This is a genomic window from Microbacterium deminutum (assembly GCF_039530205.1).
Lineage (GTDB): Bacteria > Actinomycetota > Actinomycetes > Actinomycetales > Microbacteriaceae > Microbacterium > Microbacterium deminutum.
This window is the reverse complement of the sequence record NZ_BAAAOG010000002.1, coordinates 796,605-812,755: the sequence shown is the minus strand read 5'-3', so window position 1 is coordinate 812,755 and position 16,151 is coordinate 796,605. Positions and strand designations below refer to the sequence as shown.

Here is a 16,151-nt window from a genome sequence, read left to right as displayed (position 1 = left end):
CGAGGACCGAAATGTCCCTGATCGATGCCGGCGTGGACGGCATCATCCTCTCTCACCGCGGCGGGCGCCAGTTCGATCGCGCGCTCACCCGTCCCAGCCGCTCCCCACGTCGTGCGTCGGACGCGGCATCTGCACCGGCCCGTTGCATGCGATCCAATGGCCGATGGGGTCCTTGAGTGGGAGACTGACGGCGTGCTGGTCGATGACGCGATCTACGTGGACGGTCGGCGGGTGGCGAGCCCCGCGACTCTCACCGGAACCCTCGAAGCGTTGGACGAACTCGGCGGGTTCGCCTGGATCGGGCTCTACCGACCCGACGAACACGAGCTCGGTCTCGCCGTCGCCGAGTTCGGACTCCACGAGCTCGCTGTGGAGGACGCCCTCACCGGCCACCAGCGAGCCAAGCTCGATCGCTACGCCGACACCCGGTTCGTCGTGCTCCGTCCCGCCCGGTACATCGACGCGGACGAGACCGTCGAGTTCGGCGAGGTGCATCTTTTCGTGGGTCTCAACTTCGTCATCGCGATCCGTCACGCCGAATCGCCGGATCTTCGGCGCGTGCGCGCACGACTCGAGAGTGCGCCCGAGCTTCTCGAACGAGGTCCGCTGGGGGTGCTGTATGCGATCGTCGATCAAGTCGTCGACGAGTACGAACCCGTCATCGAGGGGTTGGGGAACGACATCGAGGAGATCGAACTCCAGCTGTTCTCAGGGGATCGGGCGGTCGCCAAGCGGATCTACGACCTTGCCGGCGAAGTCATGGAGCTGCAACGCGCAATCCGGCCCCTGACGACGATCCTCGCGACACTGCGCGACGACCTCCGATCGGCGCAAGATGAATCACACGCTTTGGAACTCCGTCGATCCTTTCGCGATGTGCTCGATCACGTCGTCAGCATCACCGAGAAGGCGGAGGAGTTCCGTCAGACGCTTGCCAACGCGCTGATGACGCACAGCACACTCGTGGCCCAGCAGCAGAATGACGAGATGCGACGGCTCACCGAGACGAGCTTGGGGCAGGCCGAGCAGGCGAAGAAGATCTCGGGGTGGGCGGCCATCGTCGTCGCACCGTCCCTCGTGGCAGGCATCTACGGCATGAATTTCAAAGTCATGCCGTGGCAGTCGTCGCCGTGGGGCTTTGCGATCGCGATCGTCATCATGGTCGCGTCCGGCCTCGGGCTCTACGTCCTCTTCCGCACGCGTCGCTGGCTCTGAGGGCGAAGCAGTTCGTCAGCGCTCACGCGGCGCGGACGTAGGGATGAAGGATGCTCGGGTAGTCGAGCCCTGGGGGGAGGGCGATGCCGGGTCCGGCCGGCGCGTGCACGAGCCCATTCGCGTCGACTGCCGGCTCACGCCGGACTTCGAGCGATGTGACCAGCGACTCGTAATAGGTGGTGGTGGGTGACCTTCATTCGTGACTCCCGCTCTCGTCGGGCATCGCGAGCCAGAACGAGGCATCGGATGCCGACAGCCGAGGGTCGAGGTGCCGGTAGGCCGGTTCGAGACCGGCGTTGCGGACGACGCTCGCCGGCAGCTGAGCGCAGTTCTCGATGATCGAGTTGCTCGTCACGCGCGTGCCGAAGGAAGCGCGAAGCGGTTGAGAAGACCTCGAGCGGACCCGTGATGTCGAGGATCTGGGCAGAGGGGAATCCGACGATCACGATGCGCGGTTCGCTCATGGTTCCTCCTCGGTGGCCGAGAGAGTTCGAGATCAGCGGCCGATACTGAGCAGGTCTTTGAGGCGCGCGACGTGCCCCTCCGGCTGAACGTCGTAGAGCGCGTGGCGAACGCGACCGTCAGCGTCGATGACGAAGGTCGAGCGGATGACGCCGATCACCGTGGCACCGTTCCTGACCTTCTCGCCCCAGACCCCGTACGCCTCGTGCACTCGGTGGTCGGGGTCACTCAGCAGGTCGTAGGTCAGGCGGTCGCGCGCGCGAAACTGCCGGAGCTTCTCCGGAAGATCGCGCGAGACGCCGAATACCCGGTAGCCCGCTGCCTGCAGCGGAACGAGACTGTCCCGGAAGTCGCACGCCTCCGTGGTGCATCCCGGAGTCATCGCCTCCGGATAGAAGAAGAGGATGACGGAATCACCGCGCAGACCGCTCAGCGCGATCGGACGCTCCTCCTGATCGACGAGCGTGAAGTCGGGCGCCTCGGCGCCGGAGTCAAGACGAGTCATACCCCCACACTAGGTCGAGCTTCCTGGGGGAATCGGACCGACCTTAGAACAGCTCAGCCAAAGACTCGCGCGCTTCTAGGGATGCGACACGCATTTCACCGCCGCCCTGGATCGCGCTCGGTCCAGAGATCACGCTTGGGCGGACCACACGCCTGAGGGAGATGTTGGAACGTGGACAGACGCCGCACCCCCGTAGCCGCCGGCACGTGTGGGCAGCCGGAAACAGGAGCGCCGACCACAGTCAAGATCCGTTTCCGCGAATGCTCAATGAGTTCCGACGTGGCAGATTATCGCGCATTGGCGATTCCGCGCTGACAGAATCGAGGCATGCCGACCTGGCTCGTGTTCGCGCTGGTAGCGCTCGCCTTCGCCGCCGTCGCGACCTGGGTCTCGCGCCGCCTCTTGGACACCCAGGTCGGGTGGGTGCGGTCGGTGATCATTTCGCTGGTCGTCTTCTCTCTGAGCATCCCCTTGGTGCTCTGGATGCTGAAGCAGTCCCATGTCTACGCCGACGGGAAGTTCCTGGTCGGCTGGCCGGTCGTCACGACCTTCTTCGCGCTCATCGTGGGATGGGTGTTCGCCGTGGTGGTGGTCGTCATCGTCGTCAGCGAGTTCCTGGTCCCCACCCGCCCGCTGCGCAATCCGATCGTCGTGATCCGCCAGGCGATCAAGCGGCGCGATCGGGCGAGGCGCTACGCGCAGATCGTCGTGATCGCCTCCCGGCACGGGCTGGGTCTGTACCAGAAGCGCGCGCGAGGCTACAGCGAGGAGCTTCCGGAGGCGCTCGTCTCCGCAATGAACGAGGCCGGAGTGACCTTCGTCAAGCTCGGCCAGGTGCTCTCATCTCGCGAGGACGTGCTGCCGCGCGAGTTCATCACGGCCCTTTCGACGCTGCAGATGGACTCGACTCCGATCCCCTGGGCGGAGGCCGAGGCGGCAATCCGCGCGGAGCTGAAGCGTCCACTGGACGAGGTGTTCCTCTCGGTCGATGAGGTCCCCCTCGCGGCGGCATCCGTCGCGCAGGTGCACACCGCAACGCTGCTGGACGGCGCCCGGGTCGTCATCAAGATCCAGCGTCCGCGTGCACGAGCTCAGGTGACGACCGACCTGGACATCCTCGAGCGGCTCGCGGGGGACGCCGAGCGGCGCACGGAGTGGGCGCGCGACCTCGGGGCGCGCGCGCTCGCGGCGGAATTCGCGCGCGCCCTTCGCAACGAACTGGATTACCGTGTGGAGGCCGCGAACACCGAGATGCTCCGTGAGGCGATCGCCAAGTCCCGGTCCGCGGCACTGAACATCCCGAAGGTGTACGACGACCTCTCCACCGCCCGGATGCTGGTGCTCGAGCGGGCGGATGGCATCCCGTTCAGCCGGCTCACCCCGAATGCCCTCGAGCCGGAGGCAGCCCACGCGGTCGTCGATCTCGTCGTCGACTCGGTATTCGAGCAGATCGCGGCGCGCGGCGTCTTCCACGCGGACCTGCACGCAGGCAACGTGATCCTCACGGATGAGCGCACGGTCACACTGATCGACTTCGGCGCGGTCGGCGTGCTCGAGCGGAGCGTGCGCAGGCTCCTCGCGCCGCTGCTGGTGGCGATCGCGAACGAAGACGACGTGTCCGCCACGGACATCGTGCTGCTGCTCTGCCCGCCGATGTCCGGCGGAAGCGTGGAGCAGACCGCCCTCCAGCACGACATCGGCGCGATCCTCACCCGGGTGGCGTATGCACCAGGGGACGAGAACGTCTTCAGCGCGCTGATCGAGGTGCTTCGCAGGAATCGGCTGGCGATGCCGCCGTCGCTGCTCCTCGTCTTCCGCACGCTGACCTCGCTGGAGGGCACGCTGCGCAGGCTTGTGCCCGGATACGACATGGTGGGCCGAGGGTTGGCGCGGGCTCCCCAGATCGCGCTTCAGCTCTCCTCTCCGCGACGAGTCGCGCTGGACCTGCAGGCCCAGTCGGCGATCGTCGCCGAACAATTGCGACGGCTCCCGCGCCGCATCGAGGGGATCACGCAGTCCCTGCAGGACGGCACCTTCTCGGTGCGGATCCGAGCCTTGGAGAGCGTCGACGACCGCCGGTGGGTGGACTCCATCGTCGGGGAGGTCACCGCGACCATCGTCGGCGTCGCGCTCGTGGCGACCGGATTCTTCCTCGCCGTGTCGGATGTCGGCCCCGCCCTGACCGAGGACGTGCGGGCGTTCTCGTTCCTGGGAAGCGTGCTCGGTCTAGGTGGCATGCTGCTGCTGCTGCGTAGCCTCAGTGGAGCCTTCCGACGACGCACCGTCGACCGGTGAACGGCGGGGTTGATCAGGAACTTCTTTTCGCGGAGACGGAGGGATTTGAACCCTCGGTCCCCGTGAGGGGACTCCACCTTAGCAGGGTGGTGCACTAGGCCGAACTATGCGACGTCTCCAGGCATCCGAAAGTGCGAGAACAACGGATGCGCCCAGTAATCATAACCGCTCGCGACGACCCGGACGAACCGGCTACTGCTGCGGGCGCGTGCAGGTGACCTGGGCTGCGGTGGTGCCCGCGATGTCGGACGGCAGCGCCACCCTGTCCTCCGGCGCGGCCCCGGTCGCCGACGGGGACCCGGTCGCGGAAGGCGCCGCGGTGGCGGTGGCGGTGGCAGTCGGCGCCGGCTTCGTGGCCTCGCCGGAGACCTCCACGCCGTACCCCTGACTCGGATCGCCGGTCAGCGAGATCGGCTTGTTGGCGTCGATCGCGGCGAAGAGAACATTCGCGGCATCCGTCACCGGAAGAACACGACTCGCTCCTGTGCCCGTGGCGTAGCGCGTGGGGTACTGCACGAACACGATGTCTTCGTAGGGCACGTCCTTCACCGCCATCGCGATATGCACCATGAGGGTGGGGTTGGCCAGCGACTGGCTCAGCACGAGCTGGCCCTGCGTCACCTGGGCCAGCGCCGTGGTCGCGAGCGTGAGCAGTGTTCCGGGATTCGCGAGGACAGACTGAGACTGGAGCTTCCGCACCATCGACGACATGAACTGCTGCTGGTTCGAGATCCGGCCGAGGTCGGAGCCGTCGCCGATCCCATGACGGATCCGCAGGAACTGCAGAGCCTCGGCACCCTGCAGCGTGTGCGCGCCGGCTGACAGGTGCAGGCCGGTGTTGCCGTCGTTGATCTCGCCTGCAACGCAGACATCCACGCCGCCGATCGCATCCGACATGTGGATGACGCCGGTCCAGCGCAGCGCGGCGGCGAACTCGATGTCTTCGCCGGTGAGTGCTTCGACGGTCTTCACCGTGCACGCGAGCCCTCCGTGCGAATACGAGACGTTGATCATCTGCGAACTCATGGCCGAGAACTGGCCGCCGCCCGGCTTGTCGCACGCGGGGATCGGCACGAGCATGTCGCGAGGGAACGAGACCACGGTCACTCGCCGTGGATCGTCGGTGATGTGCACGAGCATCGTGACGTCGTTGCGCTCGCCGCCGTCGTCGTGGGCGCAGCGGGGGAAGATCGCGACATCCTGCCCCTCGCACGAATCAGTGCCGACGACCAGGACGTCCGCGCCGCCCTCGATCGCTCCGAGCGACGGCGGGATGACCTCGTTGCGGTCCAGCACGACCGCGTGGTCGCTGAGCGCCTTCGCCGCATCGAACACGGAGTACACGGCGACACCGCCGGCGCTGACCACGATGACGGCGACGACCACGGCCAGCATCGCGATGAACTGCAGGAGCGGATGCCGCGTCCGCAGCTGCCCGTGGCGCGCGACCGGCGTGAGGCCCTCGACGGAGGGCCTTTTCGATCCGGGCATCAGCCGTTTCCGCGGAGGTTGCCGTTGGAGCAGGTCTGCTGCGCAGCCGTGGAGCCCGTGATGGATGACGGCAGCTCGACGGCCTGGTCCTCGGGCGCCGTCGTCTGACCGGGCGTCGGCGTCGCTGACGGAGTCGCCGACGGAGTGGCGCCGGGCGTCGGCTGCACGACGACGACGCCGCCGTTCGAGCCGGCGGCGCCGGTGAGCTTGAGGGGCTTGTTCGCGGCGAGCGCGGCCCACAGCGCGTCTGCGGAGGACAGGTCCGGGATGACCTTGTTGGGGTCGGTGGGGTCGCTGAGCACCGGGTACTGGACGAACGCGATCTCGTCGAAAGGCACGTTCTTGACCGCGAGCGCGATCTGCACCAGGGTCAGCGGATTGGTGAGGCTCTGGCTCGGCGTGACATTGTGCACCGCGGTCGTGGCGAGCTTGTACAGCGTCGCCGGGTTGGACAGCACGTCCTCGCTCATGAGCTTCCTCGCCAGTCGCGACATGTACTGCTGCTGGTTCGAGATGCGGCCGAGATCGCTGCCGTCGCCGACGCCGTGACGGGTGCGGAGGAACTGCAGCGCCTCGAGGCCCTGGATGTTGCGCATGCCGGCCGGCCAGTCGATGCCGGTGTAGCTGTCCTTGATGCCCGACGCGAGACACACGTCGACGCCCCCGACGGCGTTGGTGACCTGGATCACGCCGCCCCACGTCACCTTCGCCGCGAACGGGATGTTCAGCCCGCTCAGCTGCGAGACCGTCTTCACGATGCACGAGAGTCCGCCGTAGGAGTAGGCCGAGTTCAGCGGCTGCCTGCTCATCGCAGGCGACTCGCTGCCGTCCTTGCGGGTGCAGGCCGGGATCGGGACCATCAGATCGCGGGGGAAGGAGATGACCGTGACGCGGCGCGGGGCATCCGAGATGTGGACGAGCATGTTGACGTCATTGAGTTCGCCGCCTGCGTCGGGGCCGGAGCACCGATCGCCGAAGTACTTCGCGTACGCGGGCTCACAGGCATCCGTCCCTGCGATGAACAGGTTCACTCCGCCCTCGATCGCCCCGATGTCGGGCGGAACCGGGTCCTGGCCCTCCAGTGCGACCGCGCCGCCGGTGAAGCTCGCGGTGAGGTCGTATGCGGCGTAGGCCGCGACACCCATGCTCGCGACGAGGACGACCCCGAGCGCGATGCCGATCAACTTCAGCACGAGCCCGAGCGGACCCGGCGAGGTCAGCTCGCCGTGCCGCGCAACGGTGTGACGGCCACGCTTCGCGGGCTTGGTCGTCTGACTCACGGGTTCCTCTCGGGGGCGGGTTCCCTCGCACTGCGGAGGGTGTGGGATTCGAACCCACGGGACATTGCTGCCCACTGGTTTTCAAGACCAGGTCCATCGGCCGCTCGGACAACCCTCCCGACCGGTGCCGCAGCACGGTCGAACAGGCGTCGAGTCTAGCCGACAGCGCTGTCGTGCCATTCTTCCAGGGGCGCCTGGCAATCCTCTGAGGGCGGGCTCGGATCCCCGTACCGTCACAGTTTGCGAAGCACGGCCGCCACGCCGCCCGCCTCGACGGAGGTCGTCGTCTCGCCGGCGGCATCCCGGACCTCCTGCGGACCCTGCTCCATCGCCACCGCGCGTCCGCCCTTCTCACGCGCCCACCGGAACATCCCGAGGTCGTTGCGGCCGTCTCCGATCACGAGCACGTGGGCGGGGTCGATGCCGAGCTGAAGGCGGACGATCTCGAGGCCCGTGCTCTTGTCGACGCCCATCGGCGCGATGTCGAGCCAGGCCGTCCATCCCACCGAGTACGCCACCTGGTGCAGACCGATGCGCGAGACGAGATCGACGAAGTCCTGCTCGTGCTGGTCGGGCGCGACGACGACGATGCGGCACACCGGCTGAGCCGACAGCTCCTCGAAGGTCACCTGCTTGGCGTGCACGAGGTTCCAGTCCTCGAGGTAGTCGGTGTACAGCCGGCTTCCGTCCGGCAGCTCGACGAGGTACTTCGCATCGGGCAGGTGCACCCGCAGCTGCGTCAGCACCTCGCTCGGGTCGAACGTCTCGATGTGGAACCGCTCGTAGTGCAGCTCGCCGGCATCCACTCTCCTGAGCACGACGGCTCCATTGGAGCACACCACGAACTCGGGGGCGATCTTGAGAGCCTCGAGGATGCCGCGTGTGCCCTCCCAGCTGCGTCCGGTCGCGATCATCACCTCGTGGCCGGCACGATGGGCGTGCTCGACGGCCTCGACCACACCGGGGCTGAGGGATTCGTCCTGCAGGATCACCGTCCCGTCGATGTCGAGCACGATGAGCAGCTGCTCGGTGACGACGGTCGGGTCCTCGGTGTCGCGCGCGACCTGCTCGACGAGCTTGGCCGCCCGTCCGGGAGGGACGACCTTGATGCTGCCCGTCGGCGGCAGGTGCTCCGTACTCATTCGATCGCCCCCTTCGGGCGATGCGCGCTGGCGCGCGCCGGTCGCGTACCGCGTGTCACGCGATGGGCTCCAGGACCTCGAGCCCGCCGAGGTACGGCTGCAGCACGGCGGGCACGGCGACCGAGCCGTCCGCCCGCTGGTGGGTCTCGAGGATCGCGACGATCCAGCGGGTGGTGGCGAGCGTGCCGTTGAGCGTGGCGACGTGCTGCGTCCTGCCGCCCTGATCAGCCGGAAGCCGGTGGCGGATGTCGAGCCTGCGCGCCTGGTAGGTCGTGCAGTTGCTCGTGCTGGTGAGCTCGCGGTAGGCACCCTGGGTGGGCACCCACGCTTCGACGTCGTACTTGCGCGCCGCGCTCGAGCCGAGATCGCCGGCGGCGACGTCGATCACGCGGTAGCTGAGACCCAGGTCCTGCAGCATGGATTCCTGCAGTCCGACCAGGCGCTCATGCTCGGCCTCCGCATCCTCCACCGTCGTGTACACGAACATCTCGAGCTTGTTGAACTGGTGCACGCGGATGATGCCGCGCGTGTCCTTGCCGTACGAGCCCGCCTCGCGGCGATAGCAGGTCGACCATCCGGCGTAGCGCTTGGCGCCCTTCGACAGATCGAGGATCTCGTCCATGTGGAACCCCGCCAGCGGCACCTCGCTGGTGCCGACGAGATACAGGTCGTCCTCTTCGAGGTGGTACACCTCGTCGGCGTGCTGCCCCAGGAACCCGGTGCCCCGCATCACCTCGGGCCGCACGACCGTCGGCGGGATGATCGGGACGAAGCCTGCCGCCATCGCGCGGTCGAGCCCGAGGCTCATGATCGCGAGCTCGAGGCGAGCGCCGATCCCGGTCAGGAAGTAGAAGCGGCTGCCCGAAACCTTCGTGCCGCGCTCCATGTCGATCGCGCCCAGCAGCTCGCCGAGCTCGAGGTGGTCGCGGGCCGTGAAGCCGAAGGTCGGGGTCTCACCATGCGTGCGCAGCGTGATGAAGTCGGCCTCGCCGCCTGCGGGCACTCCGTCGATCACGACATTCTCGATCTTGGCGAACGCCGCATCGGATGCCGCCTCCGCCGTCGTCACCGCGTGCTGGGCCCGCTTGACGCGCTCGCTGAGCTCCTTCGCCTCGGCGACGAGCGCGGCCTTCGCTTCTCTCGGCGCCTGCGCGACGCGCTTGCCGTGGGAGTTCTGCGCGGCCCGCAGCTCCTCGAACGCGGTGATGGCCGCGCGGCGCTCGCGATCGGCGGCGAGCGCTTCGTCCACCGTGTCTGCCGACTCTCCGCGCGCCTCCTGCGAGCGCCTGACCAGCTCGGGATTCTCGCGGAGGAGTACGGGATCTATCACCACTCGAGTCTAGTCAACGTGCATGCAGCGGCATCCGGCGCCGGCGGGTCTTAGGGTGTACCCATGGCGAGCGATCCCCGCGATTCTCGCGCCTCCGAGGCGCCCGGGGACTCACCGATTCCTGTCGGCGTGGACAAGCGCGCGAGTCACAGGGCCGCCCTCGTCTACAACCCGACGAAGGTGGATGCTGCCGCCCTGCGCGCCACAGTCGGACGGCTGTCTCTTGATGCCGGATGGGCTCCACCGCTCTTCTACGAGACGACGATCGAGGACCTCGGTGATGTCGTCGCGCGGCAGGCGCTCGAGGAGGACGTCACGGCCGTGCTGGTTGCCGGCGGCGACGGCACCGTGCGCGCCGTCGCCGAGGCCATGAGCGGGAGCGGTGTCCCGCTCTCGATCGTGCCGAGCGGCACCGGCAATCTGCTGGCGCGGAACCTCTTCCTCCCGATCGGCGATCCGACCGCGATGGTGCGGGCCACGTTCGACGGCGACACCCATCCGATCGACGTGGGCTGGGCGCAGCTGCACCGCGCCGACGGAACCCGGGAAGAGCGCGCGTTCGTAGTCATGGGCGGCATGGGCGTCGACGCGGCGATGATCGCGAACACGAGCGGACACCTCAAGAAGCGCGTCGGCTGGATCGCCTACATCGACGGCGCGGCGCGCTCATTGCCGAGCGCCAGGCCCTTCCGGGTGATGTACCAGATCGGCGACCACCGGCTCCACGCGGCCCGCGTGCAGAGCGTGCTGTTCGCGAACTGCGGATCACTGCCGGCGGGGCTCGAGCTGATCCCCGAGGCCTCGGTGAGCGACGGCGAGCTCGACATCGTGATCTTCCAGCCCAAAGGACCCCTGGGCTGGCTGCTGGTGTGGCGCCGGGTGGCGTGGGACAACAGCGTGCTGCGCCGCTTCCGCGCGGGACGCCAGGTACTCGCGTTGCGCACGAGGGACAATGCCGTGCGATATTCGCGCGGCCCGGGCGTCGACGTCGCGACGTCTCCTGCGCAGCCCGTTCAGCTCGACGGAGACGAATTCGGCGAGGCCGTCCAGGTGATCACCCGGGTCGCCGCCGGCGGCCTGATCGTGATGGTGCCCAAGGGCCACCCCGTCTCGAGGCTGTAGCCCTCCCGCGGGGCGGGGATCAGCCCTTCACGGCTCCCCCGATGCCGCCGCTGTTGAGGAACGCGCGCTGGAAGATCAGGAAGATCGCCACGGGGATCAGAGTCGCGATCGCGAGCGATGCCAGGTACACGCCGAGGTCGGTCGACGCCTGGATCTGCGGGAGCCGCACCGAGAGCGGCTGTATCTCGATGTCGGTGAGCACGAGGTTCGGCCAGAGGAAGTCGGCCCACGCCGCGTTGATCGCGAGGATCGAGACGACTCCGAGGATCGGCTTCGACAGCGGCAGCACGATCGACCAGAACAGCCGGAAGGTTCCGGCGCCGTCGGTGCGGGCGGCCTCGAAGATCTCATGCGGGATGCTGTCGAAGAACCGCATGACGAGCAGCACGTTGAACGCACTGGCGCCTGCCGGCAGCCACACGGCCCAGAAGGTGTTGATGAGCGAATGGCCGATGAGCGGCGGATTGAGGATCGTCAGGTACAGGGGCACGAGCAGTACGACAACCGGGATGAACAGCGTCGCCAGTACGGCGCCGCTGATGATCTTGCCGTACTTGGGCTTGAGCACCGAGAGGGCGAAGCCCGCGGTCGTCGCCACGAGCAGCTGGACCGCCCAGGAACCGGCCGCCATCGCCACCGTGTTGAAGAAGAAGTTCTGGATGTGGACGTCGTTCCACGCGCGCTCGATGTTCGACCACGCCCATTCGCTCGGCACGATGGCGAGCGGGTGGGTGAGGGTCTCCTGCGTGGGCGTGACGGCGGACTTCAGCAGCCACAAGAGCGGCAGCAGACCGATCACGATGAGTGAGATTCCGAGCAGGACATTGAGCACCGTGCCGAAGACGCGGACGGGCGTCCGCCCCCAATCGGCCGCGGAGACTATGCCGCGGTCGACGGTCTCCACGTTCCGCCGCTGTCGGCGGATCCGGCGGGCTCCGCCGATGGCGAGCGCGTCCTGCCCCTGCAGCTGGGCCTGAACCGTGGTGGTCAATTGTCGCTCCATCTGCGGGTGACGCGGAAATAGGCGATCGAGAGCACGGCGAGGAACACGGCGAGCATGAGGCTCAGCGCGGTCGCCTTGCCCACTCCGACCCCGAGACTGCTCGTGAATGCGTACTGATAGATCAGCAGCAGAATCGTCGTCGTGGAATTCGCGGGACCGCCGCTGGTGAACAGGAACGGCTGCAGGAAGACCTGCGCCGTGGCGATGATCTGCAGGATCAGGGTGATGAACAGGATCCCGCGAAGCTGCGGCAGCGTGACGTGCCAGATCTTGCCCCAGATCGATGCGCCGTCGACCTCCGCGGCGTCGTACAGCTCGGGAGCGACCGAGGTCAGCGCCGCGAGGTAGATGATCACGGTGCTGCCGGCGGCCGCCCACGTCGCCTCGAGCACCAGCGAAGGCATCGCCTGCACCTGGCTCTGGATCCACGGCTGGGGCGGGATGCCGACGAACCCGAGGATCGTGTTGAAGACGCCGTTGGGTCCGGCATCGTAGAAGATCTTCCACAGCAGCACGGAGACCACCGGCGGGATGATGACCGGGAGGTAGGCGAGGACGCCGTAGAACCCCTTCGCCCGGCGGAACTCGCTCATCATCACGGCCGCGAGCAGCGGCAGCGGGTACCCGAAGATCAGTGCCAGGAGGGCGAAGTACGCGGTGTTGCGCATCGCCGTGTAGAACAGCGGGTCGCGGAAGACGGCTTCGAAGTTCTCCCAGCCCACGAAGACCGGCGCGGTCACGAGGTTGGTCTTCTGGAAGCTCATCACCACGGCTTCCACGATCGGCGTCCACGAGAAGACCCCGAAGATGAGCAGAAGGGGCAACAGGAAGAGCAGCGTGCTGAGCCCGCCGCGCTGCACCCAGGTGATCGGGTTACGACGACGCCTGGGCTGCGACTTCGGGGCCACGGCAGCCTCGACTGCTGTTTGGGTCATTGCGGAGTCTTCTCGTTCGGGTGCCGGTGTGAGGCCGGGTCGAGGTGGCGACCCGGCCTCACACCGACGGGGCGGATCAGCTGTCGGCGTCGATCAGCGCCTGCACCTGGTCGTTCACGCCCTTGAGGAGCGCGTCGATGTCAGCATTCTGGTCCGTCAGCACGGCCTGCACGACGGCATCCAGCGCCTTGTACAGATCCTGCGTGTGCTTCGGCGGCTCCGGCACGATGTTCTGGCTGAAGATGCCGTCGGTGAACGGCTTCAGGTTCGCGGCCGGGATGTTGGCGTAGGGCTTGATCCATTCCTGGTTCTGCTCCCACGTCGCCTGGTCGAACACCGGCAGCGTCGGCGCGTTGACGGCCTGGTTGCCGGCCTGGAGCGTCTGGGCGTTCTTGATCGCGGCGTCCTTGTCGACCGTCGGCTGGGTGCGGTAGAAGTCGATCCACTTCACCGCGGCGGCGATCTGCTCGGGCGAGGACTTCACGTTGACCACGTCCACGTTGCCGCCGGAGAGGATGCCCGCGTTCGGGTCGGATGCCAGCGGGTAGGTCGTCACACCGTACTTGTTCTGGTCGAACCCGTTCGCCTGCATGAGCGAGCCGATGACGTCCGAACCGCTCATGTACATCGCGATCTTGCCTGCGGCGAACGCCTCGTTGATGCTCGACCAAGCGAACAGGAAGTTGCTGCCCATGGAGTTGTCGTCCCAGCGCATCTTCTTCAGCCACTCCAGACCGGCCTTGGTCTGGTCGTTGTCGGCCGTGACCGTGACCTTGCCGTCGCCGCCGACGGTCTCGAGCCGGCCGCCGAGCGACTGGGTCAGGGTGGCGAGGTTCCAGCCGCCCGTGGCGTCCTGGGTCATCTGCATGTAGCCGGCGACGCCCGGGACCTTCTCGGAGATCGTCTTGGCATCGGCCTGGATCTCGTCGAGGGTGGTCGGCGGCTTGTCGGGGTCGAGCCCGGCCTGCGTGAAGATGTCGCGGTTGTACGACAGCGACATGGCGTACGGACCCCACGGGATGCCGTAGACCTTGCCGTCGTCGCTCTTGGCGACATCCAGCACCTTCTCGTTCCACTTCTTCGCGGTGGCCGTCTCGTCGAAGTACTTCGTGATGTCGGCGAGCTGACCGTTGTTGGCGAGCGTCTTAGAGTCGGTGAACGGAACGTTGAACACGTCGGGCAGCGTGCCGCCGGCGAGCTCGGCCGCGAAGGTCGAAGCGGTCCACTGGTACTCGATCGGCTTCACATCGATGTCGGGGTTGGCCTTCTCGAATTCCTTCACGCGGTCGGCGAGCGCGCTGAGCGCATCCGCCGTGGCGCCGGGCAGCACAGGGGCGACCACGATGTGGACCTTGCTGTCGCCCGAGCCGTTGCCCGAGCCGCCCGCGGAGCAGCCCGCGAGCGCGCCGACCGTCGCCAGTGTGGCGACACCGGCGAGCAGGACCTTGCCTGGTGACTTCATCGTCTTTCCTTTCGTTTGAGGGCGGCGCCGGCCTCTTGGCGCCGTCGTCCCTCGTGGTGGGTGGGTTTGGTGCTCGTTGCTGCGCGGGCGGCCGGGGGCTCGGCATCCCGTTCTGTCTGCAGCCACGCTGTGGAGTTGCCCGGCAGATGGACGCCGTCGAGCGGGGCGCTTGCCAGCAGCACGGCGTCGTGCGCGGGCAGGGTCACGGGCTCGTCGCCCGTGTTCACGACGCAGGCGAACGTGTCGCCGCGCCGGAAGGCCAGGATGTCGGATCCGAGCCCGTCGATCCATTCGAGGGGTCCGTCGCCGAGCTCGGGCAGCTCGCGGCGCAGGCGGATCGCCTCGCGGTACAGGTTCAGCGTCGAAGCCGGGTCGGCCTCCTGCGCCTCCACCGTGAGGGCCGCCCACTGCGCGGGCTGCGGCAGCCACGTCCGGGTGCCCTCTGGGCTGAAGCCGAACGGCGGGCGGTCCCCTGACCAGGGCAGCGGCACGCGGCATCCGTCCCGACCCGGGTCGATTCCACCCGAGCGGTAGTGCATCGGGTCCTCGATGAGCTCGAGGGGGAGGTCCTCGACCTCGGGCAGGCCGAGCTCGTCGCCCTGGTAGATGTAGAGGCTGCCGGGGAGGGCTGCCACGAGCAGGGCCGCTGCCCGAGCGCGGTTGGACCCGATCTCGGGGTCGGTCGGCACGCCGAAGCGCTTCTTGAGGAACGCGAACGCAGTGTCCTCGCGACCGTAGCGCGTGACCGTGCGTGTCACGTCGTGGTTGGACAGCACCCAGGTGCTCGGAGCGCCGACGGGCGCGTGCGCCGCGAGGGTCTGCTCGATGGATTCACGGAAGGATGCCGCGCCCCAGGGCCGCGCGAGGAAGTCGAAGTTGAACGCCGTGTGCATCTCATCGGGACGCAGGTACGCCGTGAACCGCTCGATGTCGGGCACCCAGATCTCCCCGACGAGCACCCTGGTGCCGGCGTAGGAGTCGGCGACCGCCCGCCACGACCGGTACACGTCGTGGAGTTCGTCGCGGTCCTCGGTGGGATGCTGGCCGGGGCCCCGCTTCTCGCCGACCTCGGGCAGGTCGGCATCCTTGATCAGCAGGGCCGCGGAGTCGATGCGCACGCCCGCGACGCCGCGGTCGAACCAGAACTTCAGGATCTCCTCGTGCTCGCGCCGCACGTCGGGGTGGTTCCAGTTGAGGTCGGGCTGCTCGGGCGTGAACATGTGCAGGTACCACTCGCCCGGAGTGCCGTCGGGGTTCGTCGTGCGGGTCCACGTCGACCCCTGGAAGCTCGAGACCCAGTGGGTCGGGATCTCGTCGCCGTTCTCGCCCTTGCCGGGGTGGAACCAGAAGCGCTCGCGCTCGGGGCTTCCGGGCCCGGCGGCGAGCGCCGCCTGGAACCACTCGTGCTGATCGCTGATGTGGTTGGGGACGACGTCGATGATGGTGCGGATGCCGAGCGCCAAGGCCTCTTGGATGAACGCCTCGGCCTCTGCCAGGGATCCGAACTGGGGATGGATGTCGCGATAGTCCTGGACGTCATAGCCGCCGTCGGCCATGGGGCTCGGGTACCACGGGTTGAACCACACCGCGTCGACGCCGAGGGCCTTCAGGTAGCCGAGGTGGGCGCGCACACCCGCGAGATCGCCCGTGCCATCGCCGCTCCCGTCGGCGAAGCTGCGAACGTAGACCTGGTAGATGACGGCGGAGCGCCACCACAGCGGATCGGTCGTCGAGGGCGTCGTGCGGCGCCCTGAGGCCTGCTCGCGAGTGAGGACGTCGCTGTCCACGGGGCTCCTCGTCATCGGGGGAAGTCTTACACGTGAGAATGTAGCTTCCGCTTCCCTTTCGTGCAACTCTTCAACAGAATTACGCAAGATCACGATTGTGCAACGACGCCTGCAGGTCTCTC

13 protein-coding genes and 2 tRNA genes are annotated in these 16,151 nt (G+C 67.6%); 3 read left to right on the top strand and 12 right to left on the bottom strand.

All coding sequences use genetic code 11. From position 1 onward, the window contains the following. Positions 1–192: 192 nt before the first annotated feature. Positions 193–1,215, top strand: a complete 1,023-nt coding sequence (locus ABD212_RS10035; RefSeq protein WP_344093994.1) for a magnesium and cobalt transport protein CorA — start codon at positions 193–195, stop codon at positions 1,213–1,215. Positions 1,216–1,408: 193 nt separating this feature from the next. On the opposite strand, the gene ABD212_RS10030 is transcribed toward ABD212_RS10035, so the two are convergent. Beyond that, the gene (locus tag ABD212_RS10030; RefSeq protein WP_344093993.1) at positions 1,409–1,570 is read right to left on the bottom strand and encodes a hypothetical protein; all 162 of its coding nucleotides are present in this window, start codon (positions 1,568–1,570) and stop codon (positions 1,409–1,411) included. A gap of 141 nt (positions 1,571–1,711) precedes the next feature. Next, the gene (gene bcp, locus ABD212_RS10025; RefSeq protein ID WP_344093991.1) at positions 1,712–2,182 is read right to left on the bottom strand and encodes a thioredoxin-dependent thiol peroxidase; all 471 of its coding nucleotides are present in this window, start codon (positions 2,180–2,182) and stop codon (positions 1,712–1,714) included. Positions 2,183–2,509: 327 nt separating this feature from the next. Between bcp and ABD212_RS10020 the strand changes: the two genes are divergently transcribed. Then, positions 2,510–4,477, top strand: a complete 1,968-nt coding sequence (locus tag ABD212_RS10020; protein WP_344093989.1) for an ABC1 kinase family protein — start codon at positions 2,510–2,512, stop codon at positions 4,475–4,477. A 30-nt stretch (positions 4,478–4,507) separates the two neighbouring features. Here the strand turns inward: ABD212_RS10020 and ABD212_RS10015 are convergent. From ABD212_RS10015 to serS, 6 genes are all read right to left on the bottom strand, one after another. Beyond that, positions 4,508–4,596, bottom strand: a tRNA-Ser gene (locus ABD212_RS10015). Between the two features lie 73 nt (positions 4,597–4,669). Then, positions 4,670–5,968 (bottom strand): LCP family protein, encoded by a 1,299-nt coding sequence (locus tag ABD212_RS10010; RefSeq protein ID WP_344093986.1) that lies wholly within the window; start codon positions 5,966–5,968, stop codon positions 4,670–4,672. Beyond that, entirely contained in the window at positions 5,968–7,248 is a 1,281-nt protein-coding gene (locus ABD212_RS10005; RefSeq protein ID WP_344093984.1) for an LCP family protein, read from the bottom strand. Before ABD212_RS10005 ends, ABD212_RS10010 begins: the two co-directional genes overlap by 1 nt. Positions 7,249–7,281: 33 nt before the next feature. Continuing rightward, positions 7,282–7,366, bottom strand: a tRNA-Ser gene (locus ABD212_RS10000). 115 nt (positions 7,367–7,481) lie between these two features. Then, a complete protein-coding gene (locus tag ABD212_RS09995) occupies positions 7,482–8,390 on the bottom strand; it encodes an HAD family hydrolase (RefSeq protein WP_344093982.1) in 909 nt (302 codons plus the stop codon). A 55-nt stretch (positions 8,391–8,445) separates the two neighbouring features. Then, positions 8,446–9,720, bottom strand: coding sequence for a serine--tRNA ligase (gene serS, locus ABD212_RS09990; RefSeq protein WP_344093980.1), 1,275 nt, complete (start codon positions 9,718–9,720; stop codon positions 8,446–8,448). Between the two features lie 63 nt (positions 9,721–9,783). On the opposite strand from serS, the gene ABD212_RS09985 reads away from it, so the two are divergent. Further along, positions 9,784–10,842 carry a diacylglycerol/lipid kinase family protein gene (locus tag ABD212_RS09985; RefSeq protein WP_344093978.1) on the top strand — a complete coding sequence of 353 codons (1,059 nt, stop codon included), beginning with the start codon at positions 9,784–9,786 and terminating at the stop codon, positions 10,840–10,842. Between the two features lie 19 nt (positions 10,843–10,861). Here the strand turns inward: ABD212_RS09985 and ABD212_RS09980 are convergent, their stop codons facing one another. From ABD212_RS09980 to ABD212_RS09965, 4 genes are all read right to left on the bottom strand, one after another. Continuing rightward, complete coding sequence (locus ABD212_RS09980) at positions 10,862–11,833, bottom strand: carbohydrate ABC transporter permease (RefSeq protein WP_344093976.1); 972 nt, start codon at positions 11,831–11,833, stop codon at positions 10,862–10,864. Next, complete coding sequence (locus tag ABD212_RS09975) at positions 11,830–12,780, bottom strand: carbohydrate ABC transporter permease (protein WP_344093973.1); 951 nt, start codon at positions 12,778–12,780, stop codon at positions 11,830–11,832. The genes ABD212_RS09980 and ABD212_RS09975 overlap by 4 nt, the downstream gene beginning before the upstream one ends. 76 nt (positions 12,781–12,856) lie before the next feature. Beyond that, positions 12,857–14,242: an ABC transporter substrate-binding protein gene (locus tag ABD212_RS09970; protein ID WP_344093971.1), complete on the bottom strand. Its 1,386-nt coding sequence runs from the start codon at positions 14,240–14,242 to the stop codon at positions 12,857–12,859. Beyond that, positions 14,239–16,044, bottom strand: a complete 1,806-nt coding sequence (locus ABD212_RS09965; protein WP_344093969.1) for a glycoside hydrolase family 13 protein — start codon at positions 16,042–16,044, stop codon at positions 14,239–14,241. Before ABD212_RS09965 ends, ABD212_RS09970 begins: the two co-directional genes overlap by 4 nt. Between the last annotated feature and the right edge of the window lie 107 nt (positions 16,045–16,151).

What these genes read in the sequence shown, in the direction of transcription:
- bcp (WP_344093991.1), bottom strand. Translation starts at nt 2,182, where the DNA reads ATGACTCGTCTTGACTCCGGCGCCGAGGCGCCCGACTTCACGCTCGTC.
- ABD212_RS09985 (WP_344093978.1), top strand. Translation starts at nt 9,784, where the DNA reads ATGGCGAGCGATCCCCGCGATTCTCGCGCCTCCGAGGCGCCCGGGGAC.
- ABD212_RS09965 (WP_344093969.1), bottom strand. Translation starts at nt 16,044, where the DNA reads ATGACGAGGAGCCCCGTGGACAGCGACGTCCTCACTCGCGAGCAGGCC.
- ABD212_RS10020 (WP_344093989.1), top strand. Translation starts at nt 2,510, where the DNA reads ATGCCGACCTGGCTCGTGTTCGCGCTGGTAGCGCTCGCCTTCGCCGCC.
- ABD212_RS09975 (WP_344093973.1), bottom strand. Translation starts at nt 12,780, where the DNA reads ATGACCCAAACAGCAGTCGAGGCTGCCGTGGCCCCGAAGTCGCAGCCC.
- ABD212_RS10010 (WP_344093986.1), bottom strand. Translation starts at nt 5,968, where the DNA reads ATGCCCGGATCGAAAAGGCCCTCCGTCGAGGGCCTCACGCCGGTCGCG.
- ABD212_RS09995 (WP_344093982.1), bottom strand. Translation starts at nt 8,390, where the DNA reads ATGAGTACGGAGCACCTGCCGCCGACGGGCAGCATCAAGGTCGTCCCT.
- ABD212_RS09970 (WP_344093971.1), bottom strand. Translation starts at nt 14,242, where the DNA reads ATGAAGTCACCAGGCAAGGTCCTGCTCGCCGGTGTCGCCACACTGGCG.